The organism is Tenggerimyces flavus (assembly GCF_016907715.1).
GTDB classification, from domain to species: domain Bacteria; phylum Actinomycetota; class Actinomycetes; order Propionibacteriales; family Actinopolymorphaceae; genus Tenggerimyces; species Tenggerimyces flavus.
Genome location: NZ_JAFBCM010000001.1, coordinates 7,868,783 through 7,882,310 on the forward strand (window position 1 = coordinate 7,868,783; position 13,528 = coordinate 7,882,310).

A 13,528-nucleotide genomic window follows, 5' to 3' on the forward strand; every position below is an offset into this window, starting at 1 on the left:
TCGTCCTCCTCTTGCGCCCTTGTCTATCAGGCCCAGGTGGAGTGGCCGTTGTCGACCAGCCACTGGCCACCGGTAGCGGCGTCGTCGAACGGGTCGCCGGCGGACTCGTCGAGCTCGACGATGTGGTACTCGACCATGGTGGCGCTGATGATCGCGCCGACGTTGTCGACGACGCCCTGGCCGACGGTGGTCTGCAGCTCCCCGCGCTTCGCCGGGCCGTCCTTGACGTGCAGCAGGACGATCTTGTTGGCGTAGAGGGCAGCGACGTCGGCAGGCTTCTGCCCGGCGGTCGCAGTCCAGTAGATGTCGAGCTCGATGAACACGTCGTCGCTCAGGTTGCGGACGAACTGGTCGTACGCCGGCGTGCCGTCCTCGACGGGCTGCCACTCGAAGTCGTGGTTGTGGTAGCCGATCTTGATCCCGCGGCCCTTCGCCTTCTCGGCGGCGTTGTTGATCGCCTCGGCGATGCGGTTCACGCCGTCGCGGGTGCTGAGCACGTCGTGCGCGAAGCCCTTGACCGCGCCAGGCACGGGGGCGATCAGGCGGTTGGTGCCGAGAATCTCGAGCTCGTCGTAGATCTCCTCGGCGCTGTCGTCGCTCGCGACCGTTCCGTGCGTGGAGACGATGGTGAGGCCGTTGTCGTCCAGCTGAGCGCGGAACTCCTGCGCGTCCTTGATCCTGTCCGCCTTGTCGCGGCTGAGGTCGCCGATGCCGTACGCCTCGACGGCCCGGAAGCCCTTCGCGGCCACCTTGGCCAGCGCGGCGGCGCGGTCCTCGGCGAACGCTTCGCGGACGGTGTAGAGCTGGATCGCGAGGGGTGTTGCCATGAGTCATCCCCTTGAATGTCGTCTGATGTCTTGTGGGTTCTCTTGCATCCTGCCGGACGAGGGGGGTGCCGCACGAGTCGTCTTGGGAACTGAGACGGCCGTCCACGGACGCCTCCCCACTTAATCGTTAAGCACGGCCCAGCGAGGAACCGACTCCGCCGAAGTCGCGCGCCCCTCGTGATCATGTCCGTGATCATGTCCGTGATCATGAAGGCGTAGCCGCCATATACGCCAGTTTGCCTTCATGATCACGTTCATGATCACGCCGCGGGGCTAGTGGGGGTTGGCGGCTTCGAGGGTCTTGGTGATCGGTTCGAGGTCGGTGAGGAGCTGGTCGAGCTCGTTTTCGTCCAGGCTTTCGTGGGTGGCCGCGGCGAGGTCGTCGGTGATGGCCTCGATCTGCTCCTTCGTCGCACGGCCCACCTCGCTGAGCCAGCCGGAGGCGTCGATCAGGCCGCGGGTGCGGAGGCCGTCGATGACGGCGGCCAGTTGGGCCTTCGGGAGGTGGTGGACGCGGCCGAACTTCTCCGCCGGCATGCCCACGGACAGCGCGGCCAGGACGTGGGCCTCGGTGCCGCCGATGCCCGCGGTGACCAGGGCGGCGATGTGGCCGTCGCCGCGGTGCTCGCGCAGCAGGGTCGCTGCGTGCCAGAGCTTCGCCACCGGCTCGGACGGCACGGGGAGCGTCCGCAGCGCGGCGTAGAGGATCCGCCCCTCCGTCGGCGCGCTGGTCGCCGCCTGGAGAGCCAGCTCGGCGGCCCGGGCCAAGCCGGCGCTGTCAGCCAGAGCAGGCCCGAGACGGCTCCGCAGAGCCATGGCGCTGCCCCGTTCCCGAGCGGTCAGCGCCGCCTCGGGCGTGGCCGTCTCCCACACCCGCGGAACGTGGCGCGCCACCTCGCCGTCGGCGAAGTTGTAGAAGACCGCGTGCACCACCTCCGCCGAGACCCGACCCAGTGGAGCGGCCCGGCCGGCGAAGTAGCCGTCCCAGTAGTTCCGGTGCCCCAGCGCCATCAACTCGGCGGTCGGCTCATCGGCGAGGTACGTGACCTCGTGGATCGGGTCCACAAGCCGCTTCAGACGACGGGCGATCGACTCCATGGGAGTTCCTCCTAGCTCGGGCGGTCTTCACCCCAGCTACGAACACCCGAGCCCCGATCCGACACCCAACCGACGGATTTCTCCCCACAGGCCTAGACCGGCGGGACGCCGTGCCGTTTCTCCGGGCCGCGACGGTCCTTCGTCGACGCCGCCGCCAGGCGCGCGATCAGTTCTCCACGCAGCTCGCCCGGCTCGACCACCGCGTCGATCACGAGGTCGGCGGCGAGGCGGAGGATGTCGATGTCGTCCTCGTACTCCTCGCGCAGCCGCGTAACGTACTCCTCGCGCTCAGCCGGGTCCGAGATCTCCGCGATCTTGTTGTAGTACACGGCATTCACCGCCGCTTCAGGCCCCATCACCGCGATCTTCGCCGTCGGCAACGCCAGCGTCGCGTCCGGTGAGAAGCCCGGCCCCGACATCGCGTAGAGCCCCGCGCCGTACGCCTTCCGCACCACCACCGAGACGGTCGGAACGGTCGCCTCCGACACCGCGGTGATCAGCTTCGCGCCGTGCCGGATGATGCCCTGCCGCTCCACCTCGGACCCGATCATGAAGCCCGGAACGTCGGCCAGATAGACCAGCGGAACGTTGAACGCGTCGCACAGCCAGATGAACCGAGCCGCCTTGTCCGCCGAGTCGACGAACAGCACGCCGCCCTTCACCGCCGGGTTGTTGGCCACCACCCCCACCACCTGGCCGGCGAGACACCCGAAGCCCACGATGATCTCCGGCGCGAACAGCGGCTTGAGCTCGAAGAACGTGTCCTCGTCCAGCAGCGCGTCGAGCACGGTGTACATGTCGTACCCGACGTTCTCCGCCTCCGGCACCAGGTCGGCGGTGAACTCCCGCGCCGGCGGGCGCGCGTCGTACGACGGTGGCAGCGTGCGCCACGCCCCAGGAACGTAGGAGAAGAACGCCTTCGCGGACTCGATCGCCTCGGCGTCGTCGGACGCGAGGTTGTCGCCGCAGCCCGAGACGGACGCGTGCATCCGAGCGCCGCCCATCTCCTCCAGCGTGACCTTCTCCCCCACGACCATCTCGGCCATGCGGGGCGAGCCGAGGTACATCGAGGCGTTGCCCTCGACCATGATCACGATGTCGCAGAACGACGGGATGTACGCGCCGCCGGCGGCGGACGGCCCGAACAGGCAGCAGATCTGCGGCACCTTGCCGGACAGCGCGACCTGGTTGGCGAAGATCCGCCCCGCGCCGCGGCGGCCTGGGAACAGGTCGACCTGGTCGGTGATCCGGGCGCCGGCGGAGTCGATGAACCAGAAGATCGGCAGCTCGTCCCGGAGCGCGATCTCGGTGATGCGCACGATCTTCTCCACCGTGCGCGCGCCCCACGATCCGGCCTTCACGGTTGGGTCGTTCGCGACGACGAGCGCCGGGCGGCCGTCGACGAGCAGCCGCCCGGTCACGACGCCGTCGGCGGGCAGGCCCTCGGCCGAGGCGTTGGCGAGCTGGCCGTCCTCGACGAACGTGCCGGGGTCGGCGAGCAGCGCGATGCGGTCGCGGACGTACAGCTTGTTCTGGCTGGCGAGCTTCGCGGCTCCCTTGTCGCCCGGGCGCAGCGTCGCCTCGCGAGCGACGGCCACCTCTTTGGCGTGATCCCTGCGAGCCACGTTCCGGACCCTACTCGACGTCGAGGCCCAGACCGCGCGCGATCACCAGCCGTTGGATCTCGCTCGTTCCCTCGCCGATCTCGAGGATCTTGGCGTCGCGGTAGAAGCGGGCGACCGGGTACTCCTCCATGAAGCCGTAGCCGCCGAAGATCTGCGTGGCCTCGCGGGTCGCGGTGACCGCGGCCTCGGTGGACACGAGCTTCGCGATCGCGGCGGCGCGCTTGACCTCGGCCTTGGGACGGCCGGCGTCGCGGAGGGCCGCGGCCTTGTAGACGAGCAGCCTGGACGTCTCCACCGCGGCCTGCAGGTCGGCGAGCTTGAACGCGACGGCCTGCTTGGTGCCGATCGTCTTGCCGAACGCCTTGCGCTCCTTGGCGTACGCGAGCGCGTGGTCGAGGCAGGCCTGGATGAGCCCGGTCGCGAGCGCGCCGATCGCGATGCGGCCGTCGTCGAGCGTGGCGAGGAACTGCGCGTATCCCTTGCCCCGCTCGCCGAGCAGGTTGGCCTCGGGGACGCGGCAGTTCTGGAACGTGAGCGGGTGGGTGTCGGAGGCGTGCCAGCCGAGCTTGTTGTAGCTGGGCTCGACGATGAAGCCGTCGGTGCCGGACGGGACGATGATCGAGGAGATCTCGTTCTCGCCGGTCCTCGCGGTGACCGTGACGAGGGCGGTGATGTCGGTGCCGGAGTTCGTGATGAACTGCTTGGAGCCGTCGATGACCCACTCGCCGTTCTCCAACCTGGCCTTGGTCTTCGTGGCGCCGGCGTCGGAACCGGACTCGGCCTCGGTGAGTCCGAACGCGGCGAGCGTGCGGCCAGCGGTGAGGTCGGGGAGCCAGCGCTGCTTCTGTTCCTCGGTGCCGTACGCGAGGATCGGGGTGATGCCGAGCCCCACCGCGCCCTCGAGGGTGATGCCGAGCGACTGGTCGACGCGTCCGATCTCCTCGATCGCGATGCACAGGCTGGTGAAGTCGCCGCCGCTGCCGCCGTACTCCTCGGGAACGGGGAGCCCGAACAGGCCGAGCTTGCCCATCTTGTCGACCGCGTCGAGCGGGAACTCGTGCCGTTCGTCCCAGGCGGCGGTGTGCGGCGCGAGCTCGGTGTCGGCGAACTCGCGGACGACCTTGCGGAACGCTTCGTGCTCTTCGTCGAGTTCGAACGGCATGGTGTCACCTCGTTCTGACTTACGCTTACGTAAACGTAAGCTTAGCTCATCGCTAGCCGCGAAGGGATCCGGATGACTGACGCGCGGACGTGGTCGATCGCCGAGCTGGCCGAGGAGTACGCGGTGACGCTGCGGACGATCCGGTTCTACGAGGACCGCGGGCTGCTGTCGCCGGAACGCAAGGGCACGCAGCGGGTCTTCCACGCGCGCGACCGGGTGCGGCTGGGGCTGATCCTGCGGGGCAAGCGGCTCGGCTTCTCGCTGGAGGAGATCGCGCGGATCGTCGGCATGTACGACGCGGAGCCGGGCGAGGTGGGGCAGCTGCAGTACCTGCTGGAGCAGATCGTGGTGCGCCGCAAGGAGCTGGAGCAACGGCGCCGCGACATCGAGGAGACGCTGGCCGAGCTGGACGCCGTCGAGACCCGCTGCCGCGACGACCTCTCCCGCCTCACCGGCGACGGCAAATGATCATGTTTACATGATCATTTGCCGCTCTACCTGGGGTACACCCCGCGTAGAGCACCCACTCGCCAGGTAAAGCGGGCATCGGCGCCCATCCGCCAGCACCGCCGACATACGCCACGGGTCCTAGTCGGAAAGGTCGTTGGCCGCCACGAACGCCTTCGCCGCCGTGACGGCGTGCTGGCGGAGGCTTTCGGGTTCGACCACGATCACCTCGCCGGCGATGCCCAGGTCGTGCAGAACGGCGTGGGCGTTGTCCTCGTCGCCGACCTCGAGCACGGCGTCCACCCAGCCGTCGGCGTCGGGTTCGGAGAGCGTGCGCGACCGCACGTACACCCAGTCGGTCCGCTGGACCGCGTCCCCACGCAGCCGCAGCCGAACGACGTAGCTCCCCAACGACTGGACGTAGCTGGCGGAAGCCGCCTGCCAGTGGGCGGCGAGGTCGAAGCCTTCGGGACGTTCGAACGTCTCGTCCAGCACGGCGATGCTGCGGATCCGGTCGACGCGGTACGTCCGCAGGCCGGCCTCGCGGCGACCGACGAGGTACCAGGTCATGTTGTCGCGGACCAGACCGAGCGGAGCCAGCTCGAGGGTGACGGGCGAGGAGGTGCGGTAGCGAATCGACACGAGCCGATCGGCCCAGATCGCCCGCTGCAGGTCCAACAGCGTCGACCGAGGCGGCTCCGGTCCCCAGCTGCCCTGCGTGACGTGGATCCGCTGGCGCGCGTGCTCGACCTGGTCCCGCGCGCTGGGTGCGATGGCGGCCAGCAGCTTGTGGATCGGCGCCTGGCCAGGATCGTCGATGCCGAGGTCGTCGAGGACTCCGCGCGACTGGGCGACGACCATGGCGAGCGCGTCGCTGGTGGTGAGCGCGTTGAGGCTGGTGCGGTAGTCGGCGACGAGCGCCCACCCGCCAGCGGTGCCGCGGGTGGCGTACACGGGGATGCCGACGCCGCTGAGGACGTCCATGTCACGCTGGATCGTCCGCGGCGAGACCTCCAGCTCCCGTCCCAGCTCCGCCGCCGTGGCACGCCCCTTCGCCTGCAGAACCATGACGATCCGGAGCAGCCGTTCGGCGCGCATCGCAATATGACATCAGGTGTCGTAAAGGCCTGCAACCCTCGGGTCCATGAGCACACCACTGACCGGACAGCGGATCGCCGACGCCGGACTCGACGGCTGGGCGTTCCTCCTCCACTACGGCTCGGGCGGACTCGAGACACGGATCCGCACCGAGAACTTCCAAGCCGGCTTGGCGATCGTGACCGCGATCGGCTCCGCCGCGGCCGAGCTGAACCATCACGCCTCGCTCGACCTCCGCCCGTCGCGAGTCGACGTCCGGCTGAGCAGCCGCGACGCCGGCGGCGTGACGGAGCTGGACGTACGGCTCGCGCGCCGGGTCACCGAGCTCGCGACGGCTTCGGGCTGCACGTTGGACGCGAACGTGTCCCGCATCGAGCTCGGGCTGGACACCCCGTCGTACGGGAAGATCGCCTCGTTCTGGACCGCCGTACTGGGCACCGAGCACGTCGTCGGCGACGACTCCTGGGGCGACGTCGGCGACCCGAACCACGCGCTGCCGATGATCTACTTCCAACGCGGCTCCGGCGAGCGGCGCTGGCATCCCGACCTCTGGGTCGACCCCGCACAGGTCCAGCCTCGGATCGACGCGGCCCTCGCCGCCGGCGGGACGCTGGTCAGCGACCAGGACGCGCCGGCCTGGTGGGTGCTGGCCGACCCGGACGGCAACGCGGTCCGCCTCTGCACCTGGCAGCCGGGCGAGACGCCGCTGTGCGACTCGCAGTACCGGCCCAACGCCTAGAGAACGGTGGACACTCATCGACCAACGGCAGTACGGTCGTCCGATGAGTGAGATCGCAGTCTCGAATATCAAGACGGTGGGCGAGGCGTTCGGCGCCGTGGCGGGTACGTACGACGCCAGCCGGCGCCGGCTCGTCACCTGCTTCGACGACTTCTACGCCGCCGCCACGCGCTTCGCCACGCTCGACCTGCCGGCGAACGCGAAGGTGCTCGACCTCGGCGCGGGGACCGGCCTGCTGTCGCTGCTGATCGCCGGCGTGCGGCCCGATGCGACGTTCACGCTCGTCGACGTCGCCCAGCCGATGCTCGACCAGGCCGACCGCGAGCTGACCGCGCGCGGGATCGCGCACCGCACCGTCCTGCGGGACCTGACCGACGAACTGCCGGAAGGCGAGTACGACGCGATCGTGTCCGCGCTCGCGATCCACCACCTCGACGACGCCGGCAAGCGCGACCTTTACGCCCGCGCGGCGAACGCCCTCGCAGACGGGGGCGTGTTCGTGAACGCCGAGCAGGTCGCCGGCCCGACCCCCAGGCTCGACGCGCTCTACGACGAGCTCTGGGAGGCCGACGCCCGCGAGAACGGCAGCGACGACGCCGAAGTAGCCGGCGCCCGCGCACGCATGGCCTTCGACCAAACGGCGCCGACCGAGGACCAGCTGACATGGCTCAGAGAAGCCGGCCTTGCCGACGTCGCCTGCGTCTACCAGAACCTCCGCTTCGCCGTCCTCACCGGCCGGTATCAGCGGTGATACCATCGAGGGCATGGCGATGACACTGCGACTGACGGACGACGAGGCCGAGGCGCTGAAGCGCCGCGCCGAGCTGGAGCGACGGTCGATGCAGGACGTGGCCCGGCAGGCCGTCCGCGAGTACGTCGAGAGCCACAGTCGGGCCGAGCTGCTCGACCAGGTGCTCGACGACGAGCTGCCGAGATACGCCGAGGCGCTGGAGAAGCTCGGCCGGTGATCTACCTCACCCTGGGTGAGCTGCTGCACGTCGCGGAACGCATCCTGGGCGACTTCGAGGTGCGCGACTACGGGCTCCTCGAGGCCGCCCTCGCCCGTCCCCGGGCGAGCGCGTTCGGCGAGGACGCGTACAAGACGCTCGACGAGAAGGCCGCCGCCCTCCTGCACTCCCTCGCGAAGAACCACGCCCTGGAAGACGGCAACAAGCGCCTCAGCCTCGCCGGGCTCATCGCGTTCTACGGCATGAACGGCCGCCGCCTCACGCTCACCAACGCCCAGGCGTACGACCTGATCATCGACGTCGCCGACGGCACGCTGGACACCGTGGCCGGCATCGCTCAGCGGTTGAGCCGGGCCACGGAGCCCAGGCGTCCTAGACTCCCGGAGAACGTGGGAGGAGCCAGCCAGTGACCATCAGCAAGGTGCTCATCGCCAACCGCGGAGAGATCGCGGTCCGCATCGCCCGAGCCTGCGCGGACCACGGCCTCGCGAGCGTCGCCGTCTACGCCGACCCGGACCGGGACGCCTTGCACGTGCGCGTCGCCGACGAGGCGTACGCGCTGGACGGTGCCACGCCGGCCGACAGCTACCTCGCGATCGACAAGCTCCTCCGCGTCGCCGAGCAGGCGGGAGCCGACGCCGTCCACCCCGGGTACGGCTTCCTCGCCGAGAACGCCGCCTTCGCGCAGGCCGTGATCGACCACGGCCTGACCTGGATCGGCCCGCCGCCCGCGGCGATCGACGCGCTCGGCGACAAGGTGAAGGCCCGCCACATCGCGCAGAAGGTCGGCGCCCCGCTCGTCGCCGGCACCCAGGACCCGGTCGAGGGCGCCGACGAGGTCGTGGCCTTCGCCCAGCAGAACGGCCTCCCGGTCGCGATCAAGGCCGCGTACGGAGGCGGCGGCCGCGGTCTCAAGGTGGCCCGCACGCTGGAGGAGATCCCCGAGCTGTTCGACTCCGCCGTCCGCGAGGCGGTCTCCGCGTTCGGCCGCGGCGAGTGCTTCGTCGAGCGTTACCTCGACCGCCCGCGCCACGTCGAGACCCAGTGCCTCGCCGACCAGCACGGCAACGTCGTCGTGGTCTCGACCCGCGACTGTTCCCTCCAGCGCAGGCATCAGAAGCTCGTCGAGGAAGCTCCGGCCCCGTTCCTCACCGACGCCCAGCGCGAGCAGCTTTACCAAGCCAGCAAGGCGATTCTGCTCGAGGCGGGCTACGAAGGCGCCGGCACCTGCGAGTTCCTCGTCGGGCAGGACGGCACGATCTCGTTCCTCGAGGTCAACACACGGCTGCAGGTCGAGCACCCGGTCACCGAGCAGGTCACCGGCATCGACCTGGTCCGCGAGATGTTCCGCATCGCGAACGGCGAATCGCTCGGCTACGACGACCCGCCGATCACCGGCCACTCGATCGAGTTCCGCATCAACGCCGAGGACGCCGGCCGCGGTTTCCTCCCCGCGCCCGGCACGTTGACCAGGTGGCACCCGCCGTCCGGTCCGGGCGTGCGGCTCGACGGCGGGTACGACCAGGGCGAGACCGTTCCCGGATCGTTCGACTCGCTGGTCGCCAAGCTCGTCGTGTCCGGGCGAGACCGGACGCAGGCGCTGGAACGGTCGCGGCGCGCGCTCGCGGAGTTCGAGGTCGACGGCATGCCGACGGTGATCGCGTTCCACCGCGCGGTCGTCGACGACCCGGCGTTCGTCGCCAGCGAGGGCAAGTTCGGCGTGCACACGCGCTGGATCGAGACCGAGTTCGTCAACACGATCGCGCCGTACGAGGGCGACCTCGCCGAAGCCGACGGTGCCGAACGGGACCGCGTCACCGTCGAGGTCAACGGCAAGCGGCTCGAGGTCGTGCTGCCCGCCGCACTGGGCGCCGCAGCCGCGCCGACAACGGCCGGGCGAAAGCCACCGCGCCGTTCCGGCGGAGCGAAGTCCGCGGCCACGGCGGGCGGCGACGCGCTGACCTCGCCGATGCAGGGCACCGTGGTCAAGGTCACCGTCGAGGAAGGGCAGACCGTCGCCGCGGGCGAGCTCATCGTCGTGCTCGAGGCGATGAAGATGGAGCAACCGGTCAACGCGCACAAGAGCGGAACGATCACCGCCCTCGCCGCGACCGTGGGGGCGACCGTGAGCGCAGGCGCGGTGTTCTGCGAGATCAAGGACTGATTCACCGCACCACCAGGGGAGGCCGGGATGGATGACAGCGCACGTCGGGCCATCGTGGAGGCGGCGCTCGCCAAGCTCGACCTCGACACCAAGTGCGGGCTGCTGGCCGGCGAGACCATGTGGAAACTGCCGGCCTGTGCAGCGATCGGGCTCGCCCCGATCGTCATGTCCGACGGGCCGATCGGCGTGCGCGGCGTGCGCTGGAGTGCGGACGACCCGTCCGTCGCGCTGCCGTCGCCGACGGCGCTCGGCGCCACCTGGGATCCGGCGCTCGCCGAACGAGCCGGCGCCCTGCTCGCCCAGGAGGCGCGCCGCAAGGGCGTGCACGTGCTGCTCGCCCCGACCGTCAACCTGCACCGTTCCCCGCTCGGCGGCCGGCACTTCGAGTCCTACTCGGAGGACCCGTTCCTCACCGCCGAACTCGGCACCGGCTACGTACGCGGCGTGCAGTCCGGCGGGGTCGCGACGACCGTCAAGCACTTCGTCGCGAACGACGCCGAGACCGAACGCTTCACCGTCGACAACCTCGTCGGCCCGCGCGCGCTCCGCGAGCTCTACCTCGCGCCGTTCGAGGCGATCGTCAAGAACGCCGGCGCCTGGGGTGTGATGTCGGCGTACAACCGTGTCAACGGCACGTCGATGACCGAGCATCACCAACTACAGAACGAGATTCTTCGCGGCGAGTGGGGCTTCGACGGCTTCGTCGTCTCGGACTGGACCGGCGCGCGGAGCACCGTCGGCGCGATCACCGGCGGCACGGACGTGGCGATGCCTGGCCCGGGCACGGTGTACGGACCGGCGCTTGCCGCCGCGGTCCGAGCTGGCGAGGTCGAGGAACGCGTCGTCGACGACGCAGTACGCCGCGTCCTGCTCCTCGCCTCCCGCGTCGGCGCGCTCGCCGGCGCCGAGCCCACCGAGCCGCCCGCCGGCATCGACGGCGACGCGCTCGCGCGTGAGGTCGCGCAACGCTCGTTCGTCCTTGTCCGCAACGAGAATCAGGCACTCCCGCTTACCGGCGTGCGGAGCGTCGCCGTCCTCGGCGCCGCCGCTCGCGACGCGCGGGTGCTCGGCGGCGGGTCGGCCGAGGTGTTCCCGGACCATGTGGTGTCGCCGCTCGACGGGCTGACCGCCGCGTTGCCGGAGGGCACCGTCCGATACGCCGTCGGCGCGGACCCGTCGGGCGAGCTCGCGTCTGCCGGCGCCGGGTTCCAGCTCGAAGCGGTCTGCCGCGGCGAGGACGATCAGGTGTTGGGCGGCACGCCGTTGCCGAACGGCTCGGTGCTCTGGATGGGCGCCGACTCGATGCCGCGGGACGTCGACTACGACGAACTGCACGCGGTCGAGATCACCGGCACGTTCGTACCGCGCGAGAGCGGCGAGCACGCGTTCGGCACCCGCGGACTCGGCGCGCACCGGCTCGTCGTGGGGTCGGAGGTGCTGTTCGACGGCGTGCACGAGCTTCCCGAGGGTGCCGACTTCATGGAGGCGATCTTCGGCGCGCCCGTCCAGCGCGGCTCGGTGAACCTCGAAGCGGGCAAGGCGATTCAGGTCAGCTTGACGTATGTCGTTCCCAAGTACGACGGCCCGATCAAGGTCGTCGCTTTCGCGCTGGCGCACAGTGGCCCGCAGCGGACGTCGGACGAGCTCATCGCCGAAGCCGTCGAGGTGGCTCGTGCCGCTGACGCGGCGATCGTCGTGGTCGCGACGACCGAACGGGTCGAGTCGGAGGGCTTCGACCGGACGAGTTTGGCCTTGCCCGGCACGCAGGACGAGCTGGTCCGCGCGGTCGCGGCGGTGAATCCGCGTACGGTCGTCGTCGTGAACGCCGGGGCGCCGGTCGAGCTGCCGTGGCGCGACTCGGTCGCGGCGGTGCTCCTGACCTGGTTCCCCGGTCAGGAGGGCGGCGCGGCGTTGGCGGACGTGCTGCTCGGGTCGGCCGAGCCCGGTGGCCGGTTGCCGACGACCTGGCCCGCGGTCCTCGCGGACGCTCCCGTGACCCAGGTGACGCCGCGGAACGGGCAGCTCGCGTACGACGAGGGTGTCTTCATCGGCTACCGCGCGTGGGAGCGGGCGGGGCGGACGCCCGCGTACCCGTTCGGGCACGGGCTCGGCTACACCGACTGGGAGTACGAGGCGATCCTCGTCTCGCCGACGGTGGCTCGGGTACGGATCCGCAACCTGGGTTCGCGTCCCGGCCGCGAGGTCGTGCAGGTGTACGTCGCCCCGGTCGACGACTCCGCCGAGCGGCCGGCCCGTTGGCTGGCCGGCTTCGCGTCCGTCGAGGTCGACCCCAGCGAGAGCGCCGAGGTGGAGGTCGCGCTGCCGGAGCGGGCGTTCCAGATCTGGGACGAGCAGTTCGCATCGTGGCGGTTGGTGCCCGGCGCGTACGAGGTGCAGGCCGGTCGTTCGATCGCCGACTGCCGCCTCACCGCGCCGCTCCAGATCGGCTGACCTCAGTCGGTGCGGATCCAGGCGATCGAGGCGGACACTCCAGCGACCAGCAGGGAGCTGCCGAGGACCGCGAGCGCCGTCGGGCGGAACGACTCGGCCGCGGCGTCGTAGATCAGCGCCTCGATGCTCGGCGGCGCGAGGTCGCTGCCGATGGTCAGGCCGAGCAGCAGCGCGATCATCGCGACCGCGACACCGAGTGCCGCGGCGACGAGCGTACGCATCCGGCGGACCGCGGCGATCAGCGCGAGCAGGAACAGGCCGATCGCGACGAACGGCGCGTACGTGCCGAGCAGGTGGACCCGTTCGTACCACGTCCGCGCGGTCCCGACGGTCTCCGACCGCACCAGCACGACCTGGGTCTGGCCGGGCTGGATCTGCGACGCCGCGGTCAGCCCGTCCGCGACCAGCCGGCGCTTGATCTCATCGATCAACGGCGCCACGTCCACGCTGATCGCGGTCGCGGGTCCGGTCCGCTGGGTGACGATCACCGTCTGCGCGTTCCTTGCCAGCGTCTCCCAGACACCGGTCGCCGCGGAGGTCGCGAGCACGTCCTGGATCCGTTGTTGGATGAGGGCTCGTACGGCCACGTCGGACACGTTCACCAGGTTGCGGATGTCGTCGAGGAACCCGCCGGTGATGCCCCGTCGTGCCAACGAGTCCAACCCGTCGCCGATGTTGCCCTTGACGTCGATCCGCTCCATCAGTGCCCCGGTCACCTGCTTGGCAACCGTCACGTGCAGCCGCGGGTCGGCGGAGATCGTGCGCACCGTCGAACGGAACTCGGTCGTCGACATCGCCCGGTCCGCCCACGCCGCCGGCACGGCGACCAGCGTGGCCAGCGAACCCAGGATGAGCAGCAAAGTGGCAACGACGGCCCGCCACCCCTGCTTCGCTGCCACGTCAGACCTCCCGCGTACGCCGCCCACTCAGGGAATCGTCGCACGCGGGA

At 70.4% G+C, this 13,528-nt stretch carries 13 protein-coding genes; 7 read left to right on the forward strand and 6 right to left on the reverse strand.

Annotated features, from left to right (window positions below; translation table 11 throughout):
- Positions 1-26: 26 nt before the first annotated feature.
- The 4 genes from JOD67_RS36600 to JOD67_RS36615 form a co-directional block, all read right to left on the reverse strand.
- Positions 27-827 (reverse strand): sugar phosphate isomerase/epimerase family protein, encoded by an 801-nt coding sequence (locus JOD67_RS36600; RefSeq protein ID WP_205122242.1) that lies wholly within the window; start codon positions 825-827, stop codon positions 27-29.
- A 273-nt stretch (positions 828-1,100) separates the two neighbouring features.
- Complete coding sequence (locus tag JOD67_RS36605) at positions 1,101-1,925, reverse strand: SCO6745 family protein (protein ID WP_205122243.1); 825 nt, start codon at positions 1,923-1,925, stop codon at positions 1,101-1,103.
- A 92-nt stretch (positions 1,926-2,017) separates the two neighbouring features.
- Positions 2,018-3,550 (reverse strand): acyl-CoA carboxylase subunit beta, encoded by a 1,533-nt coding sequence (locus tag JOD67_RS36610; RefSeq protein ID WP_205122244.1) that lies wholly within the window; start codon positions 3,548-3,550, stop codon positions 2,018-2,020.
- Positions 3,551-3,560: 10 nt separating this feature from the next.
- Entirely contained in the window at positions 3,561-4,712 is a 1,152-nt protein-coding gene (locus JOD67_RS36615) for an acyl-CoA dehydrogenase family protein (protein ID WP_205122245.1), read from the reverse strand.
- A gap of 72 nt (positions 4,713-4,784) precedes the next feature.
- Here JOD67_RS36615 and JOD67_RS36620 point away from each other — a divergent pair, with 72 nt between their 5' ends.
- Positions 4,785-5,180 carry a MerR family transcriptional regulator gene (locus tag JOD67_RS36620; protein WP_205122246.1) on the forward strand — a complete coding sequence of 132 codons (396 nt, stop codon included), beginning with the start codon at positions 4,785-4,787 and terminating at the stop codon, positions 5,178-5,180.
- Between the two features lie 120 nt (positions 5,181-5,300).
- Here JOD67_RS36620 and JOD67_RS36625 read toward each other — a convergent pair whose 3' ends face one another.
- Positions 5,301-6,257, reverse strand: a complete 957-nt coding sequence (locus JOD67_RS36625) for a helix-turn-helix transcriptional regulator (RefSeq protein ID WP_205122247.1) — start codon at positions 6,255-6,257, stop codon at positions 5,301-5,303.
- A 46-nt stretch (positions 6,258-6,303) separates the two neighbouring features.
- Here JOD67_RS36625 and JOD67_RS36630 point away from each other — a divergent pair, with 46 nt between their 5' ends.
- Genes JOD67_RS36630 through JOD67_RS36655 form a run of 6 tightly spaced genes read left to right on the forward strand, consistent with a single transcriptional unit; the run spans position 6,304 to position 12,579 of the window.
- Positions 6,304-6,996, forward strand: a complete 693-nt coding sequence (locus JOD67_RS36630; protein WP_205122248.1) for a 4a-hydroxytetrahydrobiopterin dehydratase — start codon at positions 6,304-6,306, stop codon at positions 6,994-6,996.
- Positions 6,997-7,039: 43 nt separating this feature from the next.
- A complete protein-coding gene (locus JOD67_RS36635) occupies positions 7,040-7,747 on the forward strand; it encodes a class I SAM-dependent methyltransferase (protein WP_205122249.1) in 708 nt (235 codons plus the stop codon).
- A 13-nt stretch (positions 7,748-7,760) separates the two neighbouring features.
- Positions 7,761-7,964 carry a ribbon-helix-helix protein, CopG family gene (locus tag JOD67_RS36640; protein ID WP_205122250.1) on the forward strand — a complete coding sequence of 68 codons (204 nt, stop codon included), beginning with the start codon at positions 7,761-7,763 and terminating at the stop codon, positions 7,962-7,964.
- On the forward strand, positions 7,961-8,374 hold the full coding sequence (locus tag JOD67_RS36645; RefSeq protein ID WP_307782680.1) for a type II toxin-antitoxin system death-on-curing family toxin: 414 nt from the start codon (positions 7,961-7,963) through the stop codon (positions 8,372-8,374). Before JOD67_RS36640 ends, JOD67_RS36645 begins: the two co-directional genes overlap by 4 nt.
- Positions 8,371-10,128 carry an acetyl/propionyl/methylcrotonyl-CoA carboxylase subunit alpha gene (locus tag JOD67_RS36650; protein WP_307782681.1) on the forward strand — a complete coding sequence of 586 codons (1,758 nt, stop codon included), beginning with the start codon at positions 8,371-8,373 and terminating at the stop codon, positions 10,126-10,128. The genes JOD67_RS36645 and JOD67_RS36650 overlap by 4 nt, the downstream gene beginning before the upstream one ends.
- 27 nt (positions 10,129-10,155) lie before the next feature.
- A complete protein-coding gene (locus JOD67_RS36655; RefSeq protein WP_205122251.1) occupies positions 10,156-12,579 on the forward strand; it encodes a beta-glucosidase H in 2,424 nt (807 codons plus the stop codon).
- A 2-nt stretch (positions 12,580-12,581) separates the two neighbouring features.
- Here JOD67_RS36655 and JOD67_RS36660 read toward each other — a convergent pair whose 3' ends face one another.
- Entirely contained in the window at positions 12,582-13,478 is an 897-nt protein-coding gene (locus JOD67_RS36660) for a hypothetical protein (RefSeq protein WP_205122252.1), read from the reverse strand.
- Between the last annotated feature and the right edge of the window lie 50 nt (positions 13,479-13,528).

What these genes read in the sequence shown, in the direction of transcription:
- JOD67_RS36605 (WP_205122243.1), bottom strand. Translation starts at nt 1,925, where the DNA reads ATGGAGTCGATCGCCCGTCGTCTGAAGCGGCTTGTGGACCCGATCCAC.
- JOD67_RS36620 (WP_205122246.1), top strand. Translation starts at nt 4,785, where the DNA reads ATGACTGACGCGCGGACGTGGTCGATCGCCGAGCTGGCCGAGGAGTAC.
- JOD67_RS36655 (WP_205122251.1), top strand. Translation starts at nt 10,156, where the DNA reads ATGGATGACAGCGCACGTCGGGCCATCGTGGAGGCGGCGCTCGCCAAG.
- JOD67_RS36615 (WP_205122245.1), bottom strand. Translation starts at nt 4,712, where the DNA reads ATGCCGTTCGAACTCGACGAAGAGCACGAAGCGTTCCGCAAGGTCGTC.
- JOD67_RS36600 (WP_205122242.1), bottom strand. Translation starts at nt 827, where the DNA reads ATGGCAACACCCCTCGCGATCCAGCTCTACACCGTCCGCGAAGCGTTC.
- JOD67_RS36625 (WP_205122247.1), bottom strand. Translation starts at nt 6,257, where the DNA reads ATGCGCGCCGAACGGCTGCTCCGGATCGTCATGGTTCTGCAGGCGAAG.
- JOD67_RS36640 (WP_205122250.1), top strand. Translation starts at nt 7,761, where the DNA reads ATGGCGATGACACTGCGACTGACGGACGACGAGGCCGAGGCGCTGAAG.
- JOD67_RS36630 (WP_205122248.1), top strand. Translation starts at nt 6,304, where the DNA reads ATGAGCACACCACTGACCGGACAGCGGATCGCCGACGCCGGACTCGAC.
- JOD67_RS36635 (WP_205122249.1), top strand. Translation starts at nt 7,040, where the DNA reads ATGAGTGAGATCGCAGTCTCGAATATCAAGACGGTGGGCGAGGCGTTC.